At 70.7% G+C, this 21,303-nt stretch carries 12 protein-coding genes and 1 pseudogene; 9 read left to right on the top strand and 4 right to left on the bottom strand.

Going from position 1 to position 21,303, the window contains the following annotated elements; genetic code table 11:
* Positions 1-149: 149 nt before the first annotated feature.
* The 4 genes and pseudogenes from LCL61_RS04020 (at position 150) to LCL61_RS04005 (ending at position 4,379) form a co-directional block, all read left to right on the top strand.
* Positions 150-2,726 (top strand): exo 1,3/1,4-beta-D-glucan glucohydrolase, encoded by a 2,577-nt coding sequence (locus LCL61_RS04020; RefSeq protein WP_340685570.1) that lies wholly within the window; start codon positions 150-152, stop codon positions 2,724-2,726.
* A gap of 136 nt (positions 2,727-2,862) precedes the next feature.
* Positions 2,863-3,822 carry an MFS transporter gene (locus LCL61_RS04015; RefSeq protein WP_340685569.1) on the top strand — a complete coding sequence of 320 codons (960 nt, stop codon included), beginning with the start codon at positions 2,863-2,865 and terminating at the stop codon, positions 3,820-3,822.
* Positions 3,819-3,953: pseudogene (locus LCL61_RS04010) on the top strand (TetR family transcriptional regulator); the annotation flags it as partial. The gene LCL61_RS04015 and the pseudogene LCL61_RS04010, both read left to right, overlap by 4 nt.
* 3 nt (positions 3,954-3,956) lie before the next feature.
* Positions 3,957-4,379: a TetR family transcriptional regulator gene (locus LCL61_RS04005; protein WP_340685568.1), complete on the top strand. Its 423-nt coding sequence runs from the start codon at positions 3,957-3,959 to the stop codon at positions 4,377-4,379.
* Between the two features lie 197 nt (positions 4,380-4,576).
* Here LCL61_RS04005 and LCL61_RS04000 read toward each other — a convergent pair whose 3' ends face one another.
* Entirely contained in the window at positions 4,577-5,542 is a 966-nt protein-coding gene (locus LCL61_RS04000; protein ID WP_340685567.1) for an aldo/keto reductase, read from the bottom strand.
* Between the two features lie 2 nt (positions 5,543-5,544).
* The gene (locus LCL61_RS03995) at positions 5,545-6,345 is read right to left on the bottom strand and encodes an SDR family oxidoreductase (protein ID WP_340685566.1); all 801 of its coding nucleotides are present in this window, start codon (positions 6,343-6,345) and stop codon (positions 5,545-5,547) included.
* Between the two features lie 302 nt (positions 6,346-6,647).
* Between LCL61_RS03995 and LCL61_RS03990 the strand changes: the two genes are divergently transcribed.
* Genes LCL61_RS03990 through LCL61_RS03970 form a run of 5 tightly spaced genes read left to right on the top strand, consistent with a single transcriptional unit; the run spans position 6,648 to position 19,208 of the window.
* Positions 6,648-12,959 carry an SDR family oxidoreductase gene (locus LCL61_RS03990; RefSeq protein ID WP_340685565.1) on the top strand — a complete coding sequence of 2,104 codons (6,312 nt, stop codon included), beginning with the start codon at positions 6,648-6,650 and terminating at the stop codon, positions 12,957-12,959.
* Complete coding sequence (locus LCL61_RS03985) at positions 12,953-16,975, top strand: beta-ketoacyl synthase N-terminal-like domain-containing protein (protein ID WP_340685564.1); 4,023 nt, start codon at positions 12,953-12,955, stop codon at positions 16,973-16,975. Before LCL61_RS03990 ends, LCL61_RS03985 begins: the two co-directional genes overlap by 7 nt.
* Before the next feature lie 16 nt (positions 16,976-16,991).
* The gene (locus LCL61_RS03980) at positions 16,992-17,291 is read left to right on the top strand and encodes a phosphopantetheine-binding protein (protein WP_340685563.1); all 300 of its coding nucleotides are present in this window, start codon (positions 16,992-16,994) and stop codon (positions 17,289-17,291) included.
* 4 nt (positions 17,292-17,295) lie between these two features.
* Complete coding sequence (locus LCL61_RS03975) at positions 17,296-18,081, top strand: alpha/beta hydrolase (protein ID WP_340685562.1); 786 nt, start codon at positions 17,296-17,298, stop codon at positions 18,079-18,081.
* The gene (locus tag LCL61_RS03970; protein ID WP_340685561.1) at positions 18,078-19,208 is read left to right on the top strand and encodes a glycosyltransferase; all 1,131 of its coding nucleotides are present in this window, start codon (positions 18,078-18,080) and stop codon (positions 19,206-19,208) included. Before LCL61_RS03975 ends, LCL61_RS03970 begins: the two co-directional genes overlap by 4 nt.
* A 105-nt stretch (positions 19,209-19,313) precedes the next feature.
* Here the strand turns inward: LCL61_RS03970 and LCL61_RS03965 are convergent, their stop codons facing one another.
* Together LCL61_RS03965 and LCL61_RS03960 are read right to left on the bottom strand one after the other, a co-directional pair.
* Complete coding sequence (locus LCL61_RS03965) at positions 19,314-20,168, bottom strand: ABC transporter permease (RefSeq protein WP_340685560.1); 855 nt, start codon at positions 20,166-20,168, stop codon at positions 19,314-19,316.
* Positions 20,165-21,109, bottom strand: a complete 945-nt coding sequence (locus tag LCL61_RS03960) for an ATP-binding cassette domain-containing protein (RefSeq protein WP_340685559.1) — start codon at positions 21,107-21,109, stop codon at positions 20,165-20,167. Before LCL61_RS03960 ends, LCL61_RS03965 begins: the two co-directional genes overlap by 4 nt.
* Between the last annotated feature and the right edge of the window lie 194 nt (positions 21,110-21,303).

Raw genomic sequence — 21,303 nt, 5'->3', positions numbered from 1 at the left:
ATGGCAAAAATTAACACCCGGCGTACCGCCCCGAAACTCTTGACGCGGCCGCCGGGGCCGGTGAGGATCGGCCGGTCCCCGCCTCCCGCAGAATGGACCAGACCATGGCAAGACGTGCTCGTGCGCGCCGAAGTCCGCTGATCGCCTTGATGAGTCTCACGCTGCTCGGCGGGGCCGTGGTGGCCACGCCCGCGGCCGTCGCCGCCGAACAGCCCGTGATCGGGAAGCCCGCGTTCGACCGGGACGGTTGCGCCCGGATCGAGAAGAGCCTGCCGACGCTCGCCGACTGGCCGAAGGTCGAGAGCCGGTTCAAGGGCAAGGGCGGTGACGAGCAGCGGATCGCCCGGATCCTCCAAGGGATGACCCTCGAGGAGAAGGTCGGGCAGATGACGCAGCCCGAGATCGCGGCGATCACCCCCGACGAGGTCCGGCAGTACTCGATCGGTTCGGTCCTCAACGGCGGCGGTTCGTGGCCGAACAAGGACAAGCACGCCTCCCAGCAGGACTGGCTCAAGCTCGCGGACGCCTACTGGGAAGCCGCGAAGGGCAGCCGGACGAAGATCCCGGTGATCTGGGGCATCGACGCCGTGCACGGCAACAACAACGTGTACGGCGCCACCGTCTTCCCGCACAACATCGGTCTCGGCGCGGCGCAGGACCCCTGCCTGGTGCGCGACATCTCCGCGGCGACGGCCCGGCAGATCCGCGCCACCGGCCAGGACTGGGCCTTCGCGCCGACGCTGGCCGTGGTGAAGGACGACCGCTGGGGCCGCACCTACGAAGGGTTCTCCGAGGATCCGCGGATCGCCAGGGCCTACGGCTACGAGGCGATCAACGGTCTCCAGGACGGCTCGACCAAACGCATCGGCTACAACGGCGTGATCGGTACCGCCAAGCACTTCATCGGGGACGGCGGCACCCTGAAGGGTCAGGACCAGGGCGTCAACCCGTCGTCCGAAGCCGAGATGATCAACGTCCACGGCCAGGGCTACTACGGCGCGCTCGCGGCGGGTTCCCAGACCGTGATGGTGTCGTTCAACAGCTGGACCAACGCCGAACTCGGTATCGACGAGGGCAAGCTGCACGGCAGCGACAAGGCGCTGAACCAGATCCTCAAGGGCAAGATGGGCTTCGACGGCCTCGTCGTGTCCGACTGGAACGGCATCGGCCAGGTTCCCGGCTGCACCAACGCTTCCTGTCCGCAGGCGATCAACGCCGGCATCGACATCGTGATGGTGCCGAACGACTGGAAGGCGTTCATCGCCAACACCGTCGCCCAGGTCAACGGTGGGCAGATCCCGCTTTCGCGGATCGACGACGCGGTGACCCGGATCCTGCGCGTCAAGCTGCGCTCGGGGCTGTACGAGTCGCAGAAGCCGTCGGACCGGTCCTACGCCAACTCCGACGAGGCGCTGAAGGAGACGTGGCTGGCGCGCGACGCCGTCCGTTCGTCGCAGACGTTGCTGAAGAACAACGGCAACGTGCTGCCGCTGAAGCCGAAGTCGAAGGTCCTCGTGGTCGGCAAGAGCGCGGACAGCATTCAGAACCAGACCGGTGGCTGGACGCTGAGCTGGCAGGGGACCGGCAACACCAACGCCGACTTCCCGAACGCCACGTCGATCCTCGCCGGGCTCAAGCAGCAGCTGGGCGACGTCAACGTCACCTTCGACGAGAAGGGTGACACGGACCCGAAGGGCTACGACGCCGTCATCGCCGTCATCGGTGAGACCCCGTACGCGGAAGGCGTCGGCGACCTGACCCGCAAGACACTGGAGGCGTCGAAGCTCTACCCCGAGGACCTGGCCGTTCTGGACAAAGTCCGAGGGAAGGGCGCTCCTGTCGTCACCGTCTACGTCGGCGGCCGCCCGCTGTACATGAACAAGGAGATCAACCGCTCCGACGCGTTCGTCGCGGCCTGGCTGCCCGGCACCGAAGGCGGCGGCGTCGCCGACGTCCTGCTCAAGGGCGGCTTCAAGGGCAAGCTGCCGTATTCGTGGCCGAAGAGCGCCTGTCAGACGCCGCTGAACGCGGGCTCGGCGGAGTACGACCCGCTGTTCGAACTCGGTTACGGCCTCAAGGCCGGCCAGCGCGTCACCGTCGGTCAGCTGGACGAGACGGCCGGACCCGCGACGTGCGGCTCGACCGGTGGCGGCGGCACGGCGACCGAGGATCTCGAGGTGTTCAACCGCACCGATGTCGCGCCGTACAAGGGTTTCATCGGCTCGGCGGAGAACTGGGGCGGTACCGAGATCGGCCCCGACGGCGCCGCTTCACACGCTGAGATCGGCGTCGTGCAGTCGGACGTGAACGTGCAGCAAGACGGGCTCAAGTCGACCTGGACCGGCACCGGGCCGGCCCAGCTCTACTTCCAGAACCCGGCCGGTACCAACGATTTGCGGGGCTATCTCAACGCTGACGCGGCGCTGGAGTTCGACACGATCGTGCACGAGGCGCCCGCCAACCGGACGGTGATCAGCATGCACTGCGTCTACCCGTGCTTCTCCGAGGTGAACGCGACCAAGCTGTTCACCGACCTTGCGGGGGCGCCGAAGTCGACGGTGAAGATCCCGGTGTCGTGCTTCGCCAACGGCCTGGATCTGGAGAACGTCAACACGCCGTTCCTGGTGTACACCGACGGCAGGTTCTCCGCTTCGTTCGCCAACGTGCGGTGGGTGCCCAAGGGGGCGCAGGACCCCGATGCGAGGCCTTGCTCGAGTCTGAGCTGATTTCGTCGCGAGGGGTTCCGGCGCGGCATGATGTGAAAGCCACTTTCGCAACCTTCGAGGTTGCGGAAGTGGCTTTCACGACGTCGGTGCTCGTGGCGCGGCCGCCACGAGACCGCAGAGCCGGATCCTGTTGCCCGTGACTGGGATCAGCGTGATGGCGCTCGGCGCGCTCCTGCTCTGCGCCCGCTTCGGGGCACCGGTCTGGACGCTGTACGCGTCCGCGATCCTCGCCGGGTTCATGCCCAGTATGGCGGCTATGGTCCGGGCCCGGTGGTCGCGGTTGTACCGAGGCTCACCCCGGCTGCACACCGCCTTCGCGTTGGAATCGGTGGTCGACGAACTGACTTTCGTCATCGGGCCCGCGCTGTCGGTGGCGCTGTGCACCGCCGTCTTCCCCGAGGCAGGACCGCTGGTCGCCGTGGTCTTCCTCGCCATCGGAGTGCTGCTGTTCGTCGCGCAGCGCGAGACCGAACCGCCCGTTCTGCCGCCGAGCGGATCGGCCGGAAGTTCGGCGATCCGGCTGGGCGCCGTGCGGGTGCTCGTGCTGACGCTGGTGGCGGGCGGCGTCATCGTCGGCACGGTCGACGTCGTCAGTGTGGCGTTCGCCCGGCACGTCGGGTCGCCGTCGGCCGCGGGGGTCGTCGTTTCGGTCTACGCGGTGGGCTCCGCGGTCTCCGGACTGGTCTTCGGGACGCTCAAACCGGCCATGACGCCGCCTCGGCTGCTCCTGATCGGCACCGCGGGCACGGCCGCGAGCGTGGTGCCGTTGCTGGTCGTGGATGGCGTCGTGAGTCTGTGCGCGGTGGTGTTCGTCGCCGGATTGTTCTTCTCTCCCACGATGATCGTCGTCATGAGGATGATCGAGAAGGCCGTCCCGGCGGAGAAGCTGACCGAGGGGATGACGTGGGCGATCACCGGCCTCAGCATCGGTGTCGCGCTCGGCGCCGCCGTGTCGGGCGAGGTCGTCGACCGGTTCGGGTCGGACGGCGGGTTCGCCGTGGCGGTCGTCGCCGGTGGCTTGATCATCCTGATCGCGCTGCTCTCGTATCCTCTGCTGAGCAGGAAGACCGCGATCAGTGAGGAGGCGGCACGCTGAACGAGCCGAGCACCGACGGCCGCCTCGCCAAAGGCGAGCAACGCAAACGGGAACTGATCGAGGCCACGCTGCGCATCGTCGCGAGGGACGGGGTATCGGGGGTCAGTCACCGCACCGTCGCCCGCGAGGCGGGTTTGCCCGCGACAGCGGCCGCGTACCACTTCCGGGGGATCGAAGACCTGCTGACCGCCGCGCTCACCCAGTGCATGGACGAGGACTCCGAACGGATGCGGATGCTCGCCGCCGAAGCCGACGGGGGCGAGGACGCACTGCGGAGGCTCGGTGCCTTGATGGCCGAAGTGGTCGCCAAGCCAGGGCATCTGCTGGCGGAGTACGAGCTGTACCTCTTGGCGGCGAGGGAGCCGAAGCTCCGCGAGTCGACCGATCGCTGGATGGGGGCGTTGGCGGACTTCGCCCGCCGTTACACCGACGATCCGGTTCGGGTCGAGATGGTGGTGGGGCTGGTGGACGGGGTGCTGCTGCAGGGATTGCTGCGCGACGAGCCGCCGACGGCGGAACGCTTCGAGGCCATCCTGCGGACCGCGTTGCCCTCATGAGGGACCTTGACGCGCCAAGGACGGTTCGTACCAACGGTCATGTGGTGGACTCGCGTGATTGGGCGGACGACACACGTGTCCAGACGGACGACACGCGTGATCAGACGGACGACACGCGGCGCGTCCCCGGTCTCGCGCGTGTCGTCCGTCTGGACACGCGTGTCGTCCAGCCAATCACGCGAAACCGCCGTGAAGGCCTACGTGGTCGCGGGTGGCGACCAGGTCAGCCGCGGATCCGTCTGCACGAAACTGCCCAGCAGGTGATCGATCCGCGTCAGCGCGTCGAGGTCCAGCACCACGCCCGCCGCCTTCGCGTTCTCGGTCACCTGGGCGGCGGTGCTCGCGCCGGTCACCACGGAGGCGACGGTGTTGTGCTGCAACGTCCACGCGAGCGCCAGCTGGGCCATGGTCAACCCGGCCTCGTCGGCGACGCCGCGCAGCATGCCGACGCGTTCGAGGAGGTCCGGCAGGAGTAACGGCCGCGCCTCGACCGCCTTCGTGGCCCGTGAGCCCGGCGGGATCTCACCCGGCCGGTACTTGCCGGTCAGCACACCCTGCGCGAGGGGGACCGACGCGAACTGCCCGATCCCGGAGCGTTCGCACACCGGCATCACCTGGGCTTCGGCGACCCGCCAGAGCATCGAGTAGTGCGGCTGGTTCGCGATGAGCGGGACGCCGTGCCGCTCGGCGATCGGCCGCGCCTCCAGCAATTGTTCCGCCGTCCATTCCGCCGTGCCCGCGTAGAGGATCTTCCCCTGCCGCACCAGATCCGACAGCGCGAGGAACGTCTCGTCCAGCGGCGTGCGGTAGTCGAACCGCAGCAACTGGTAGACGTCGATGTAGTCGGTGCGCAGCCGCCGGAGCGAGCCGTGCAGCGACGTGACCAGGTGTTTGCGGCCGAGGCCCGCGTCGTTGACCCCCGGGCCTTCCGGCCAGAAGACGCCGGTGCACAGGACGAGATCGTCGCGGCGGGCGTGGCTCAGCGCCGCGGCGAGGTTCTCCTCGGCGGCACCGCCGTCCCAGGCCGCGGCGGTGTGAAACGTCGTGACGCCCGCGTCGAGCGCGGCCTGCACGCATTCCGCGCCGTCGTGGTGGGTGAGCCAGTTGCCGTAGGAGATCTCACTGACGGACAGCCCGCTCGCGCCGAGCCTGCGGTACTCCATGGTCACCTCTTCCGCGCGCCGGTTTCGAGGATGGTGCGGTCGATCCATTCGTCGAGGCCTGCCGCCTTGCGGGCGTAGGTCTCCCGTACCGATTCGTGCGGCAGGATCAGGAACTCCTCCGACGCCAGCCCGTGCACGACGGACTCCGCGACGTCTTCCGGTTCCAGCAGGGGCGCGGCGGCGGCGATCGCGAGCGCGGCGGGGTGCCCGGCCGCGATCCCGGGTTCCAGCAGCGCGGTCCGCACGCCGAGCGGGCACAGCGCGCTGACCCGCACCCCGCGAGGGCGGTAGGTGATGGCCAGCCATTCGGCGAGCCCGACGGCCGCGTGCTTGGTCACCGAATACGGCGCGTCACCGGGGGTGCCCAGCAGGCCCGCGCCCGACGCCGTGATCAGCAGGTAGCCGTGCCCTCGGCTCAACATCGTGGGAAGCGCGACCTGTGCGGCGTGCACGTGCTGCATGACGTTGATCGCCCACGACCGCGTCCACTGTTCGTCCGCGGCGTGCACGCCGGTCCCGAACGCGGCGCCCGCGTTGGAGCAGAAGAGGTCCACCGCGCCGAACGCCGAGCGGGCGTCGGTCACCAGCATCTTCAGGTCCTCTTTGGACGACGCGTCGGCGTGGCGCGCGATCGCGGCGCCGCCCGCGGCGGTGATCCCGGCGACGACCTCCTCCGCGGCGTCGAGATCGAGATCGGAGACCACCACCCCGGCGGCGCCCTCGGCGGCGAACCGCCTGGCCATGGCGGCGCCGATACCGTGTGCCGCGCCGGTCAGCACGACGACTCGTCCTGTTACTTCCACATGCGCTCCATGGTTATCGATTCTGCTTTCGGTGACAATTCTTCTGTTTTGTTATGCCGGTGAGCAACGCGTTGTCAAAACATGCGACGCGGGTGATAAAAGTGCAGGTCATAGGCTTGTTCTCTGGGTGTCGACATATTTGTTTCCGGCGCCGGACTTTAGCACGCGTTCCCTTGTTTTCCGAGTTTTCGCACGAGACTATTGCGCTCTCTGCGGCAAGTAGGTTATTTCTTGGGAATCCCGCTGAAAGATCGCCGAACCCGGCGAGGTTCGACCAGCCCAGCCGAACAGGAGGTCCGCCGGTGAGTCATGCGACGGCGCGCACGCGGGTACTCGGCGTCAATCCGCTCGGACGTCCCGATCCCGGACTGGCGGCCGCCGTCGCCAGGGGCGGCGGTCTCGGGATCGTGGATATCGGGTCCACAATGGACTGTGGCTTTCCGTTCGGCGTCCGGATCCCCGCGGGCGGCCACGTGCGGGACGAAGAGGTGCGGGAAAGTGGCGCGGGGCTCGTGCTGCTGGCCGAGGGGGCGGTCTGGCGGGGCAGGGCCGACCTCCCCGTGCTGGCCGAGGTGACCGGTGTCGAGCAGGCCGTCCGGATGCTCGACGCCGGCGCCTCCGGTCTGGTGGCGAGGGGAGCCGAAGCGGGCGGCTCGGATCTCACCACGTTCGTCCTGCTGCAGCGGTTGCTGGCGCGGTTCGGCGACGGTGTCCCGGTGTGGGCGTACGGGGGCATCGGGACGAGGACGGCGGTGGCCGCGATCGCCGGCGGCGCCGCGGGCGTGGTGCTCGACGGGCTCGGCCTGTTCCCGGAGGCCGACGTGCCCGCAGCGGAGCGCACCGAACTGGCCAGGGCCGACGACGGGCTCACCGCGTTGTTCGCGAATCGCTTCGAGGACGCGGAAAGCGCTGTCCGCTCGGTCGTGCGCTCGCTCGCGGCGCCGGCGGCGATCCCCGCGGACCGAGGCGAACGGCTGTGCCGCACGTTGGGGACCCGCCTGCCGGTCGTGCAGGGCCCGATGACGCGGGTGAGCGACCAGCCCGGGTTCGCCGCCGCCGTCGCCGCGAACGACGGCTTCCCGTTCGTCGCGGTCGCCACCGCGAACGGCGCCAAGACCGCCGAACTGCTCGGCCGGACCGCCGGAGCCCTCGGTGAACGACCGTGGGGAGCGGGCATCCTCGGGTTCGTCCCGGAGGCCCTGCGCGCCGAACAGCTCGCGGCGATCCGCGCGGCGCGCCCACGATGCGTGCTGATCGCGGGCGGGAAACCCGCGCAGGCCAAGACACTGGAGGCCGACGGCATCGCGACCTTCCTGCACGTGCCATCGCCGATCCTTCTGCGGCAGTTCCTCGACGCCGGGATCCGCCGGTTCGTCTTCGAGGGCGCCGAGTGCGGCGGGCACATCGGCCCACGGTCGAGCTTCGTGCTGTGGGAGCAGCAGCTGGACGTCCTGCGCGAACACGGCGCCGACGACGTCGAGGTCCTGTTCGCGGGTGGGATCCACGACGCCCGGTCCGCCGCGATGGTGTCGGCGATGGCGGAGCCGCTCACGGGCATCGGCATCCTGATGGGCACCGCGTACCTGTTCACCGAAGAAGCCGTGACTCATGGCGCCATCACCGGGACCTTCCAGGACCGCGTGCTCGACGCCGGGTCCACGGTCACCCTGGAGACCGCGCCCGGACACCTGACCCGCTGCCTGCCCAGCCCGTACACCGACGAGTTCGCCGCGCTGAAGGCCGGGCTCCGCGCGGACGGCGTCCCGCCGCAGGAGGTCTGGCAGCGACTGGAGGAGCTGAACACCGGACGGCTGCGGATCGCGAGCAAGGGCATCCGGCGGGAAGGCGAAGCGCTCGTCGAGGTCGACACCCTCGGCCAGCTCGCCGAGGGCATGTACATGGCTGGGCAGGTGACGGTCCTGCGCGAGCGGCGTACCGACATCGCCGCCCTGCACCGGGAAGTCACCGAAGGCGCGGCGGAACTGCTCGCCGCCCGCGTTCCCGCCGAGGAGTCCGTTGTGGACGGTGACATCGCGATCGTCGGGATGGCCTGTGTGTTCCCGGGGGCTCCAGACCTCCCGGCCTTCTGGTCCAACGTCCTGCACGGTGCGGACGCCGTCACCGAGGTGCCGGATCACCGCTGGGACACCGATGTCTACGCGGACCAGTCGACGTCGAAATGGGGCGGATTCCTGCCTCCGGTGGACTTTGACCCGCTCGCCTACGGGATCCCGCCCAAGTCGATGGGCAGCATCGACCCGGCCCAGCTGGTGTCCCTGCGAACCGCGCGCCGCGCCCTCGAAGACGCCGGCTACGGCGAAGGCGGCTTCGACCGCGAGCGCACCAGCGTCATCTTCGGCGCCGAAGCCGGGGGAGACCTGGCGAACGCCGGAGTCCTGCGCGCGCTGCTCCCCAGCTACCTCGAAGACGTCCCGGAGGAACTCCTCGCCCAGCTGCCGGAACTGACCGAAGACTCGTTCCCCGGCACCCTCGCCAACGTCATCTCCGGCCGGATCGCCAACCGGCTCGACCTCGGCGGCGCCAATTACACCGTGGACGCCGCGTGTGGCTCTTCGCTGGCCGCGCTGGACCTCGCGGTGAAGGAGCTGCGGGCGGGGACGAGTTCGATGGTCCTGTGCGGAGCGGTCGATCTGCACAACGGCGTCAACGACTACCTCATGTTCACCTCGGCGGGTGCCCTGTCGCCGACCGGCCGGTGCCGTCCGTTCGACGCGGCCGCGGACGGGATCGCCCTCGGTGAGGGCGTCGCATGTCTCGTGCTCAAGCGGCGGTCCGACGCCGAACGCGACGGCGACCGTGTCTACGCCGTGGTCAAGGGCGTCGGCGCCGCCAGTGACGGCAAGGCGCTCGGCCTCACCGCGCCGCGTCCCGAGGGACAGCGGCGAGCCCTCGCCCGCGCCTACAGTGACGCCGGCGTGTCCCCGGCGGACGTCTCGCTGGTCGAGGCGCACGGTACGGGCACGGTCGTCGGCGACGCCACCGAACTGACCACACTCACCGAGTTCTTCCTCGCCGCGGGTGCCGAACCGGGCACTTGCGCGCTGGGTTCGGTGAAGAGCCAGATCGGGCACACGAAATGCGCCGCGGGACTGGCGGGCCTGATGAAGGCGGCGCTGGCGCTGTGGCACGAGGTCGTGCCGCCCACATTGCACCTGAGCAGGCCGAACCCCGCCTGGGACGCCGAGAGCAGTCCCTTCACCTTCTCCACCGGCGCCCGGCCGACGCCGGTTCCACGCGGACGCGAGTTCGCCGGAGTGAGCGCGTTCGGGTTCGGTGGGACCAATTTCCACGCGGTGCTCGCCGCGCCCGAAGTGCCGCCGGGGCGGCGGCACGGCCCGCGTGACTGGGACGCCGAGCTGGTCCTGCTCCGCGGCACCGACGTGGACGCCGCCCGCGCCACCCTGCGTGATCTGCTGGCGGCCAACGAAGGCCGTCCGCTCCGGGAGATCGCCGCTCTCGCCGCCGAGCGGGGCGGATCGGGGCCGGTGCGGCTCGCGGTCGTCGCGAGTGACATCGCGGAACTGCGTGAGGCCGCCGAGAACGGTGGAGGTCTTGTCGCGGAGAGCACTGAACCCGGTGCGGTCGCCTTCCTGTTCCCCGGCCAAGGCAGCCAGCGGACGGGAATGCTGGCGGACCTGTTCGTGCACTTCCCCGAACTGGCCGACGTCCTGAGGCTCGCTCCCGACGTCGCCGCGACGGCGTTCCCGCCGCGCGCGTTCACTGAAGACGCCCGCGCCGCGCAGGACGAAGCGCTCAAGGACACGCGTATCGCACAGCCCGCGCTCGGGCTCGTCGAGTCGGCCGTCTGCCGGTTGCTCGCCGACCTCGGCGTCCGGCCGGATCTGCTGGCGGGGCACAGCTACGGCGAACTGACCGCGCTGTCGGTCGCGGGCGCGTTCGACACGCCGACCTTGGTGGCGCTCAGCCGGGCCAGGGCCCGCTCGATCGCCGAAGTCGCGGGCGCGGACCAGGGCGCGATGGCCGCGGTGAAGGCATCCAGCGAGGAACTGGCCGCCGCACTCGACCACCCGGACGTCGTACTGGCCAATCACAACGCGCCGGGGCAGACCGTCCTTTCCGGACCGACGGCCGCCATCGAGGAGTCGGTCCGCGAACTGCGCGCCCAGGGGATCGGCGCGAAGCGGATCCCGGTCGCCTGCGCCTTCCACAGCCCGCTGGTGGCCGGGGCGAGCGACGTGTTCGCCGTCGATCTCGACAACGCCGAGATCGGCGAGCCGGGTCCGCCGGTGTGGTCGAACCGCACCGCCCGGCCGTACGAAGCCGGGGCGGTCCGCGCCGAGCTCGCGGCACAGATCGGCTCGCCGGTGCGGTTCGTCGAACTGATCGAGGACATGTACGCGGCAGGCGCGCGCACGTTCGTGGAGGCGGGCCCGGGACAGGTGCTTTCCCGGCTGGCCGAGGACATCCTCGGCGACCGGCCGCATACCGTGATCGCGTGCGACCCCGGCGGGCCGGGGCTGCGCGGGTTCCTCACCGCGCTCGCGCGCCTGGCTCTCACCGGTGTCGATGTGCGCATCGAACGGCTCTTCCGCGGCCGTGTCCGTGTCGGTCCGCTTCCCAAGCCCGCTTGGACCGTGGACGGCCAGACCGTCCGCGCGCCAGGCGGCGAGGTCCCCGCCCATGGGCTCGTGCCCGCCCGACGAATCCCGAGGACGACCATGAACCAGCCCGCGCCCGGACGTGACCAGGCCGTCGTCGAATTCCTCCGCACCAGCCGCGAACTGCTGGCGGCGCAACGGGACGTGATGCTGGGGTACCTCGGCACCGCGCCGCTCGCCCCCGCCCCGGTGCGGGCTCCGGTCGTGCCGGCGTTGCTCCCGCCGGTCGAGGCCCCGGCCGTCGTGCACACGCCGGTCGCCGAGCCGGAACCGGTCGCGGAAGTCGTCGTCACGGACGTCCTGGCCACCGTGATCGGCGCGATCAGCGAACGCACCGGCTATCCGGCCGAGATGATCGACGCCGATCTCGACCTGGAAGCGGATCTCTCCATCGACTCGATCAAACGCACCGAGATCGCGGGCTCGTTGCTCTCGAAGCTGGGTCTCACCGGCCGGGTGCACGACGACGCCCAAGATCAGCTCGGCCGTGATCGGACGGCGAGCGCGCTGGCCGCACGGCTGCGGAAGTGGCTCGAACCGGCGGCACCGGTCGTCGCGACACCGGTTCCCGCCGAGACACCCGTCGGAACCGCTCCCGGCCGGTACCTGCTCGACCGCGTGTCCGCGCCGCTCGGCACGCCCGACCTCGCCAAGGTGACCGGCAAATCGATCGCGGTGAGCGCCGAGCCCGGCCAGGAGGAACTGGCCGAATCGGTCCGCGCGGTGTTCGCCGACGCGGGTGCCCTGCCGGGGGCGCGGAACGAGGCCGACGTCGTCGTCGTGCTGAATCCGTTGTCGGACGCCGAGGAACCCGTCGCGGCGCAGGTGTTCGGCCTGCTCAAGAGCGCCAAGGGCGCGGTGGTCGTGGTGGCGAGGCCAGGTGCCGCGCACACCGCCGGGCTGCGCGGTCTCGTTCGCGCGGCGGCGCGGGAGCGGAGCGAGCCGACCAGACTGGTCGAGGTGGAGTCCACAGTGGACCTCGGGCGGATCGTGCTGGAAGAGGCGATCGCCGACGGTCCGGTGGCCGTTCGCTACGACACCGCGGGACGCGCGGCGTTCGAGCCTTCCGCGGGCTCGCTCGGTTCGATCGCGTATGCGGGCGCCGGTCCCGGCGGGGGCGAGGTCAAGGCGCTCGGCCTCGACGCGGATTCGGTGCTGTTGCTGGTCGGCGGCGCCCGCGGGATCACCGCGCGGGCGGCGGTCGCGCTGGCGGCGAGCGGATGCCGGATCGAACTGGCGGGCCGCACACCGTGGCCCGCCGAACCCGGCGACGAGGACCTTCCCGAGGACGCGACGGGGATGCGCTCGGCCTTGGCCGCGCGTGGGGGTTCGCTCGCGGACATCGAACGCCGGGTGCGCACCGTCCTGGCCCAGCGCGAGATCGCGCGGACGCTCGACCAGATCCGGGCGGCGGGCGGTATCGCCGCCTACCGGTCGCTCGACGTGCGCGACGCCGCCGCCGTCCGGCAGGTGGTCAAGGATCTGCACACCCGCTACGGGCGGATCGACGGCGTCGTCCACGCGGCCGGCGTGATCGACGACAAGCTGATGGCCGACAAGGACGAGCACTCGTTCCGCACGGTCTACGGGACCAAAGTGGATGGTGCGCGTGCGTTGCTCGACGCGCTGGAGCATTTCGGTGTGCGGCCCGGGTTCGTGACCTTCTTCGGCAGTATCGCCGCGGTGCTGGGAAACCGGGGGCAGACCGACTACGCGGCGGCGAACGACGCGCTCGAAACCCTCGGCGAGCAGTGGGCGGAACGTACCGGCTGCCGGGCGCTGACCGTCCACTGGGGACCGTGGGCGCCCTCGGATGATCACGCGGGCATGGTCTCGCCCGAGCTGGCGCGCGAGTACGAGCGCCGCGAGGTGGCGTTGATCGACCCGGACGAGGGTACCGCCGCGCTCCTGCGTGAGCTGGCCTACGGTCCGGCCGACGTCCGCTCGGTGCTGTACACGGCGTCGCTGTGGTGAACCAGGAGCCGGTCGCGATCGTCGGGATGGGTGTGTTCCTTCCCGGCGCGTCCACTGTGGACGAATATTGGCGGAACATCGAGTCGGGCACCGACGCGATCACCGAGATCCCGCCGCACCGCTGGGATCCGAGTTTCCACGACGGAGACGGCCGCACCCCGGATCGCACCTACGGAAGGCGCGGCGGGTTCGTCGCCGACAGCCTGGACTTCGACGCGACGGCGCTCGGCATCGCCCCCAGCAGCGTCGCCGGGATGGAGCCGGACCAGCTCGTCGCGCTGGCCGTGGCCGCTTCCGCGGTCGACGACGCCGGTGGCCTGCGACGGCTCGGGGACCTCGAACGCGTGGGCGTGATCCTCGGCAGGGGCGGCTACCTCTCGCCCGGGCTCCAGCGGTTCGACCAGCGGGTCCGGTCGGTCCGCCAGATCACCGGCGCCGTCCGGGAGCTGCTGCCGTCGGCGCGTCCGGAGATGCTGGACCGGCTCCGGGACGCTCTGCTGGAACCGCTCGGCGAGTTCCGGCCGGACACCGCGATCGGGCTGGTGCCGAACCTCGCCGCGTCGCGGGTCGCCAACCGCCTGGACCTCGGCGGCCCCGCGTACACGGTGGACGCGGCCTGCGCGTCGTCGCTGCTCGCCGTGGACCAGGCGATCGGCGAACTCGCCCGGCGCCGCTGCGACGTCGTGCTGGCCGGCGGCGTGCACCACTGCCACGACGACACGCTCTGGTCGATGTTCACCCAGCTCGGCGCCCTCTCGCCGAGCCAGCGGATCAGCCCGTTCTCGCGGGACGCGGACGGGTTGCTGATCGGCGAAGGCACCGCGATCGTCGTGCTGAAGCGGTTTTACGACGCGCGCCGCGACGGCGACCGGGTCTACGCGGTACTGCGTGGTTCGGGGACGTCGAGCGACGGGAAGGGCGCGAGCCTGCTCAGCCCGGCCGTCGCCGGTCAGACGCTGGCGCTGCGCCGCGCGTGGGCGTCGGCGGGCCTCGATCCCGCCGCGCCCGGCGCGCTCGGCCTGTTGGAGGCGCACGGAACCGCGACACCGGCCGGGGACGCGGCCGAACTGGCCACCCTCGCCGAGGTGTTCGGCCCGCCGGACGGACCCCGCGCCGCGATCGGCGCGGTGAAGGCGATGATCGGCCACACCATGCCGACCGCCGGGGCCGCCGGGTTGGTCAAGGCGGCGCTCGCCCTGCACCACGCCATCCTGCCGCCGACCCTGAACTGCGCCGATCCGAGCCCCCTTCTGGACAAAACGCGATTCCGTACCTTGACCACCGCCGAGCGCTGGCGTTCGGGGGACGTCCCGCGCCGGGCGGCGGTCAACGCCTTCGGTTTCGGCGGCGTCAACGCGCACGTGGTGCTGGAGGAGGCCGACCCGGCGCCCGCGCGGCCGCGCCGGGCCAAGGTGACCGGGGAACCCGAGCGCGTCCTGCTGCTCGCGGCGCACACTCCCGGGGAACTGCGCGCCCTGCTCGCCCGCCCGGAGCCGGAATCCGGTGGGCACGGCCCGTGCCGGATCGGGATCGTCCGGCCCGACGAGAAGCGGCTCGAAGTCGCGCGGAGGGTGCTCGCCAAGGTCACGGCCGAGGGCGGGTCCTGGCACGGCCCCAACGACATCTGGTGCACGACCGCGCCCCTGCTGGACCAGGCCGGGGCGAAGACCGCTTTCGTCTACCCAGGGCTGGAGGCGGACGCGGAACCACGGTGCGACGACGTCGCCAGGCACTTCGGATTGGACCGTCCGGAGTGGTCGACGGCGAGTGTGCTTTCGCGGGCTACGAGCGTGTCCCAGGTCGGGTTGCTGCTCGACGCCGCGCTGAGGCGGCTCGCCATCAAGCCGGATCTGCTCGCCGGGCACAGCGTCGGCGAATGGACCGCGATGCAGGCGGCGGGCATGTACCCGGGACAGTCCACAGAGGACATGCTGAACCGGTACTGGCCGCAGGGGTTCACCCTGCCGGACGCCGAGTTCCTCGTGCTGGGCTGCTCCGCGGAGCGTGCCGAGGCGCTGCTCGCGGCCGAACCGGAGCTGATGATCTCGCACGAGAACGCGCCACGGCAGACGATCGTCTGCGGTGACCCGGCCGCCGCCGCCCGGCTCGCCAAGCTGTGCACGCAGCACGGCATCGTCGCCAGGACACTGCCGTTCCGGTCGGGATTCCACACGCCGCTGATGCGGTCCCGGCTCGGCCCGTTCACCCGGCTCGCCGCGGAACTGGACCTGAAACCGCCGCGGATCCCGGTCTGGTCGGCGACCACGGCGCGGCCGTATCCCGCGGACCCGGTGGAGGTCCGCGAGCTGTACCTGGCACACCTGGTGCGCAAGGTCCGGTTCCGGGAACTCGTCGACGCGCTCTACGCCGACGGCGCGCGGGTCTTCGTGCAGGCGGGCGCCGGTCAGCTCGGCTCGTTCGTGTCGGACACGCTGGGCTCGCGGCCGCACCTGGTCATCCCGGCGTCGTCCGGTACGAGGCCCGGCCTCGCGCAGTTGCGCAGGGTCGCCACCGCGGTCTGGGTGGAAGGCGGGCGGCCCGCGTTCGAGGCGCTGGAGCCGCGTCGCACCCGGATCGACACGGCGGGTTCACTGCTTTCGGTCGAGGGGGACTTCAAAGGCATGTTCGACGGCGCGGTTCCCGAGCTGGCCCACGGCGTGCCGGACGCGATCGTCGCGGAGTTCACCGCGCTGCTCGCGGAGACCAGAGAGGCCGCCGCGAGTGTCGCCAACGCCGCGGCGCGGCGCACCTTCGAGTCCACCGTGGACGTGTCGCTGACGACGATGCCGTACCTGGTGGACCATCGGTTCTTCCGGCAGCGCGAGGGCTGGCCCGACGAGGCCGACTTCCGTCCCACCGTGCCGGCGACGACGCTGGTCGACCTGGCCTGCAGGGAAGCGGAACGGGCCTGGCCGGGTACGGTCGCGACCGGGGTGAGCAACGCGGCGTTCTCCCGGTGGCTGATCGCCGCCCCCGCCGTGCGCGTGCCGCTTTCGATGACCCGCGAGGATGATCGGATCAGTGTCCAAATAGGACCCCACGCCAGTATGGACGTCCATCTGGAACAACGGTATCCGACGGCCCCCCGACCGTCCCCGCCGCCGGGACCGGAAACCGCGCCGCCGCTGAGCGCCGCCGAGATCTACACCCGCCGCGAGATGTTCCACGGCCCCGCGTACCAAGGGCTCGACAGGCTCATCGGCCTCGGCGAACGGCATATCCGCGGCGACCTCGTCGTGCCGACGGCGCCCGGCGCGCTGCTGGACAACGTCGGCCAGTTGCTGGGCTGCTGGCTGATGGCCACGAAGGCGGACGCGCTGCTGGCGTTCCCGACGTCGATGGGCCGGATCACCTGGTACGCGCCGGAACCGGCGCCGGGCACCCGGCTGCGGTGCGTGGTGCGGGTCCGGCTGCCGCGGCCGGACGTGCTGGAGATGGACGCGGAACTCGTGCTGGACGGCGCCGTGCTGGCCAGGATCGAGCAGTGGCGGGACATCCGGTTCCCGTGCGACCGGCCTGCCCACCGGGTCTACGCCTTCCCGGACCGGAACCGGCTTTCCGAGGACCACCACGGCGGCTGGACGCTGGTCACCGACCGGTGGCCGAGCCCGGCGGCGCGGGACATCTACGCCGGCATCTACCTGGGCACGGAGGAACGTGCCGAGTTCACCGCCTGCGCGCCCCGGCGGCAGCGCGGCTGGCTGCTGGAACGGATCGCGATCAAGGACGCGGTCCGCGCGAAACTCGGCCTGGACGGCGTGTACCCGGCGGAACTCCGCGTGAGCGCCGACGGGACCAGGGTGACCGGGATCCACGGCCGGACGGTGCCACCGCTGGAGGTGGCCGTCGCGACCACGGGAGAGGTCGCGGTCGCCCTCGTCCGCGAACCGGCCCCGACGCCGCCCAAGATCGCCATCCGGGCGGAAGGTGAGCTGGCCGGGCTGGCCGAGGAAATCGGTATCGGGGCGGAATTCGCCGGAATCCCCGGGCATGTGGTGGCCTGGAACCGCGGGTAAGAACAGGGAGCAGAGCATGACGATCGAACAGCAGAGCCCGACGTCGGTCTTCGGCACCGTGGCGGAGTTGCTGCGAGAACTGGTCGGGGACACCGACGTCCTCGGCATCGAGATCACCCCGAAGACCACCTTCCACGAGGATCTGCAGCTGGAGAGCATCGACCTGGTGACCTTCGCGAGCATCCTCGCCGAGTTCTTCGGCGCGGACGTCAACCTCGCGGAGTTCCTGGCGGAGAAGGACCTCGACGACGTGATCGAACTCCGCGTCGGCGACATCGCCGACTACGTGGCCGCCCGCCTCGGCGAACGGGGGTGAGACGGTGCCGACGATGACCGTCAACGGGCTGCGCACCAACGTGCAGCTCGTGCCCGGCGGGGGTACGGAGACCGTGGTGTTCCTGCACGGCATGGGCACCGACAGCCTCGCGAGCTTCTACCTCACGCTCGCGCCGCCGGTCGCCGCCGCCGGGGTGGACGTGATCAGCTACGACCTGCGCGGGCACGGCAAGACAGAACGCCCGGAGCGCGGGTACACGATCGCGGACTTCGTCGCCGACCTCGACGACCTGCTCGATCAGCTCGACCTCGACCGGCCGGTTCACCTGGTGGGCAACAGTTTCGGCGGCACCCTCGCCTACAGCTACGCCGTGGCGAAACCGGAACGGGTGCGCAGCATCGTGTGCATCGAGTCGGAGCCCGCCACCGAACTGTGGGCGGGCAAGATGGCGCAGATCCTCGAACACACCGTGCGTTTCTTGAAGATCGAGGAAAGCTTCGACTGGATCGAGGCCAACTACAGCGCGCATCACCGGCGGCTGGCGCGGATGGCGGCCGAGCGGATCATGTCCACGTCCATGGCCGAGGAGGTCCCGCTCGGTCCGCTGCTGACTCTCGACCAGGTGGCGGGGATCGGCTGCCCGGTACTGTCCATTTTGGGCAGTCACGGTTATCAGGCCGACGACCTCACCGCGTTGACGTCCCTGTTGCCCCGTGGCGAACTGCACGTGTTCGAGGGGCAGGGTCATTCGGTGCTCGTCGAGCAGCACCGGGAAGTCCGGGAGCTGCTGCTGAACTGGATCTCGCGGCACGGGAGGCCACGCGGATGAAATTCCTGCTGGTCGTCCCGCCGCTCACCGGGCACGTGGCGCCGTTGCGCGCGGTGGCCGCCGAGCTGGTGGACCGTGGTCACGACGTCGCCTGGTGCGGTCCGGAACCCACGACGTCCGAGCTGACCCGGGCGGGCCGGGTGTACGCGGCCGCCGACGCGCTGGAGTTCGCCGTCGAGCGCCGTCCCGAGGGCCTGCGCGGGTTCGCGGCGCTGAAATACCTTTGGGAGCAGTACCTGGTTCCGCTCGCGGATGCGATGGTGCCCGGGGTCGAGAAGGCGGTGGCCGCGTTCCGGCCCGACGTCGTGCTCGCCGACCAGCAGGCGTTCGCCGGTGCCCTCGTGGCGAGCCGTCACGCCCTGCCGTGGGTGACGTCCGCGTCGACGTCCACCGAACTCGGGGACCCGCTGGGCGCCATGCCGAAGATCGCCGCCTGGGTCGAGGGCCTGCAGGAAGGCCTGCGAGGGCGGCACAAGGTGTCCTGCGGGGACCTGCGTTTCTCGCCGGATCTCATCCTGGCCTTCACCACCGTGTCCCTGACCGGCCCGATCGCCGACGTGGGCGCGGTCCGGTTCGTCGGCCCGGCGCTGGCCCCCGCACCGCCGGTGGGCTTCTCGTGGGACCGGCTCGACGGACGTCCGCTCGTCCTCGCCACCCTCGGCACCGCCAACGCCGCTCTAGGCCGCCGCTTCCTGTCCGAATGCGTCGACGCCCTCGCCGGGATGCCGGAAGTCCAAGGTCTCGTCGTCGACCCCACCGGCGAGCTGCTCAGCGACGAAGTGCTGGTGGTCAAGCGGATCCCGCAGGCGGAAGTGGTGCGGAAGGCGGCGGCGGTGATCTGCCACGGCGGGCACAACACCGTCAGCGAGACTCTCGCTTCGGGGCTGCCGCTGGTGATCGCGCCGATCCGGGACGATCAGTCGATGCTGGCGCAGCAGGTCGAGGCCGCCGGCGCCGGGTTGCGGCTGCGCTTCGACCGCGTGAAGGCACCCGACATCCGCGACACGGTCACCGAGGTGCTCACCGAGCCCGCCTTCGCCGCCGCGGCCGCGCGGGTGCGGGCCTCGTTCGCGGCGGCCGGGGGAGTCGTGGCGGCCGCGGACCACCTGGAAGCCTTGCCGCGCTGAGCGGGACTCGCGTGCTTGGAGCCGGATCTCGCGTGTTTCGGGCCGGATATGCGAGTTCGGCTTCCAATCACGCGTGTTCCGTCTCCAAGCACGCGAGTGCGGGGTTCAGGCGATCGGGGTGACGCCTCGCGGCGACCGGAATGTCCTCGCCGCGATCCATCCGCCGCCCGCCGCCGCCACGGCGGCGATCGCCAGCGAAATGGGGATCGACCAGCCCGAAGGCCGTCCGAGCGCGAGCGCCCGGGTCGCGTCGATCGCGTAGGTCAGCGGGTTGAGCGCCGAGACCACTCGCAGCCACGTCGGCATCGTCTCGAGCGGCATGTACGCGCTGGAGGAGAACATCAGCGGGAACATGACCACAAAGGACGCCATCTGCAGCGTTTCGGCCTTGCGCAACCAGGTCGTGATGGCGACGAAGATCCAGCTCAGGCACCAGCCGACGACGAGCGTGAGCACAAGGGCGGCGGTGATGCCGAAAACGCCGCCGGTCGGCCGGAAACCCAGCAGGACCACGCTGGCGAGCGCGGTCACCAGCAGTTGCACGCCGAGCCGGGCGGAATCCGAGATGGTGCGCGCCACCAGGACGGCCGAAAGGCTGATGGGCATGCAGCGGAGACGTCCGGTGAATCCACTGTAGATCTCCGCGAGCAGGCCCGCCCCCGAACTCATCGCCGTCGTCATCGCGATGTTCACCAGCGTCGCCGGGACGAGGAAGTTCACGTAGCCCTGGTAAGCCGCGACACCGGGCAGCGTGCTGACCCCGTTGAAGACCTGGCTGAACAGCAGGAGGAGCACGATCGGTTGCAGCAGCCCGAAGAACACGAGCCGCCGGTCGCCGAACGCCGTCTTCAGCGAACGTGCGGCGAGCACCCGGACCTGGGTGGCGAAGGTGCTCGGCGGCCAGGTCGACGGGTCACCCAGCACCGGCGGGGACGGCGCGCGATGCCGTGCCTCGGTCATGACGTGACCGCCGGATTCCGGTGGAGCGAAAGGTAGACGTCGTCGAGCGTCGGCTCGGCGACGGTGAGGTCCTTCACCGGCGCCCCCGCCGCGTCGAGCGCGCGCACCAGCACCGTGATGTCGGCGGGCCCGGACAGCGCGACCCCGAGCACCAGCCCGGAGGCCGACGTCGTGCAGCTCATGCCGAGCCGGTGCACCGCGGCCAGTGCCCGGCGGGCGGCGAGGTCGGTGCCGAAGGTCAGGGTCGCGGTCCGTTCCCCGAGCCTGGCCTTCAGCTCCGACGGCCGCCCGGAAACGGTGACGTGCCCCAGCCCCAGCACGATGACGTGATCCGCCAGCCTGTCCGCCTCCTCGAGGTACTGCGTGGTGAGCACGACGGTGGTGCCGCGCGCGGCGAGCCGTTCGACGCCGTCCCAGAGCCCCGCGCGGCTGAGCGGGTCGAGGCCGGTCGTCGGTTCGTCGAGGAAGAGGACGTCGGGGGAGCCGACGAGCCCGGCGGCAAGGTCGAGCCGCCGCCGCATGCCGCCGGAGTACGTCCGCGCGGGCCGGTCGGCCGCGTCGTCGAGGCCGAACATGGCGAGCAGTTCGGCCGCGCGAGCCCTGGCCTGATGCCGGTTCGCGCCCAGCAGCCGGGCGACGAGTTCGAGATTGCCGCGCCCGGAGAGCGCGTCGTCGACCGCCGCGAACTGGCCGGTGACCCCGATCCGCCGCCGGACGTGATGCCCGGCGCGCACGACGTCGAAACCGCAGACCTTGGCGCTGCCGCCGTCCGGTTCGACGCGCGTGCTGAGGATGTCGATCAACGTCGTCTTGCCCGCGCCGTTGTGGCCGAGCACCGCGAGCACGGTGCCACGGCCGGCCCGGAGACTGACGCCGGCGAGGGCCGTCACTTCACCGTAGTGCTTGGCGAGGCCGGTCACCTCGATGGCAGCCTGCTCCATTCGCCGAACGTAGCCGGGGTTTAGGTGCCGCCGCAAGCTTTTGGGCTCGTGAGTGGCAAGGACGGTTAGAACCGTCATTACCACTCACGAGACCCGACGCAAAACAGTTACGCCCATTACAATCTTTTCCTGTCGCGGACCGTCCATTCCCAAATTACTTGTCCCTCTGGCATTCCGTCAGTAGCGTGCTGCAC

This window comes from Amycolatopsis coloradensis (assembly GCF_037997115.1).
Classification (GTDB): domain Bacteria; phylum Actinomycetota; class Actinomycetes; order Mycobacteriales; family Pseudonocardiaceae; genus Amycolatopsis; species Amycolatopsis coloradensis_A.
The sequence above is the reverse complement of the archived record's forward strand: the minus strand, read 5'-3'. Positions and strand labels throughout refer to the sequence as shown.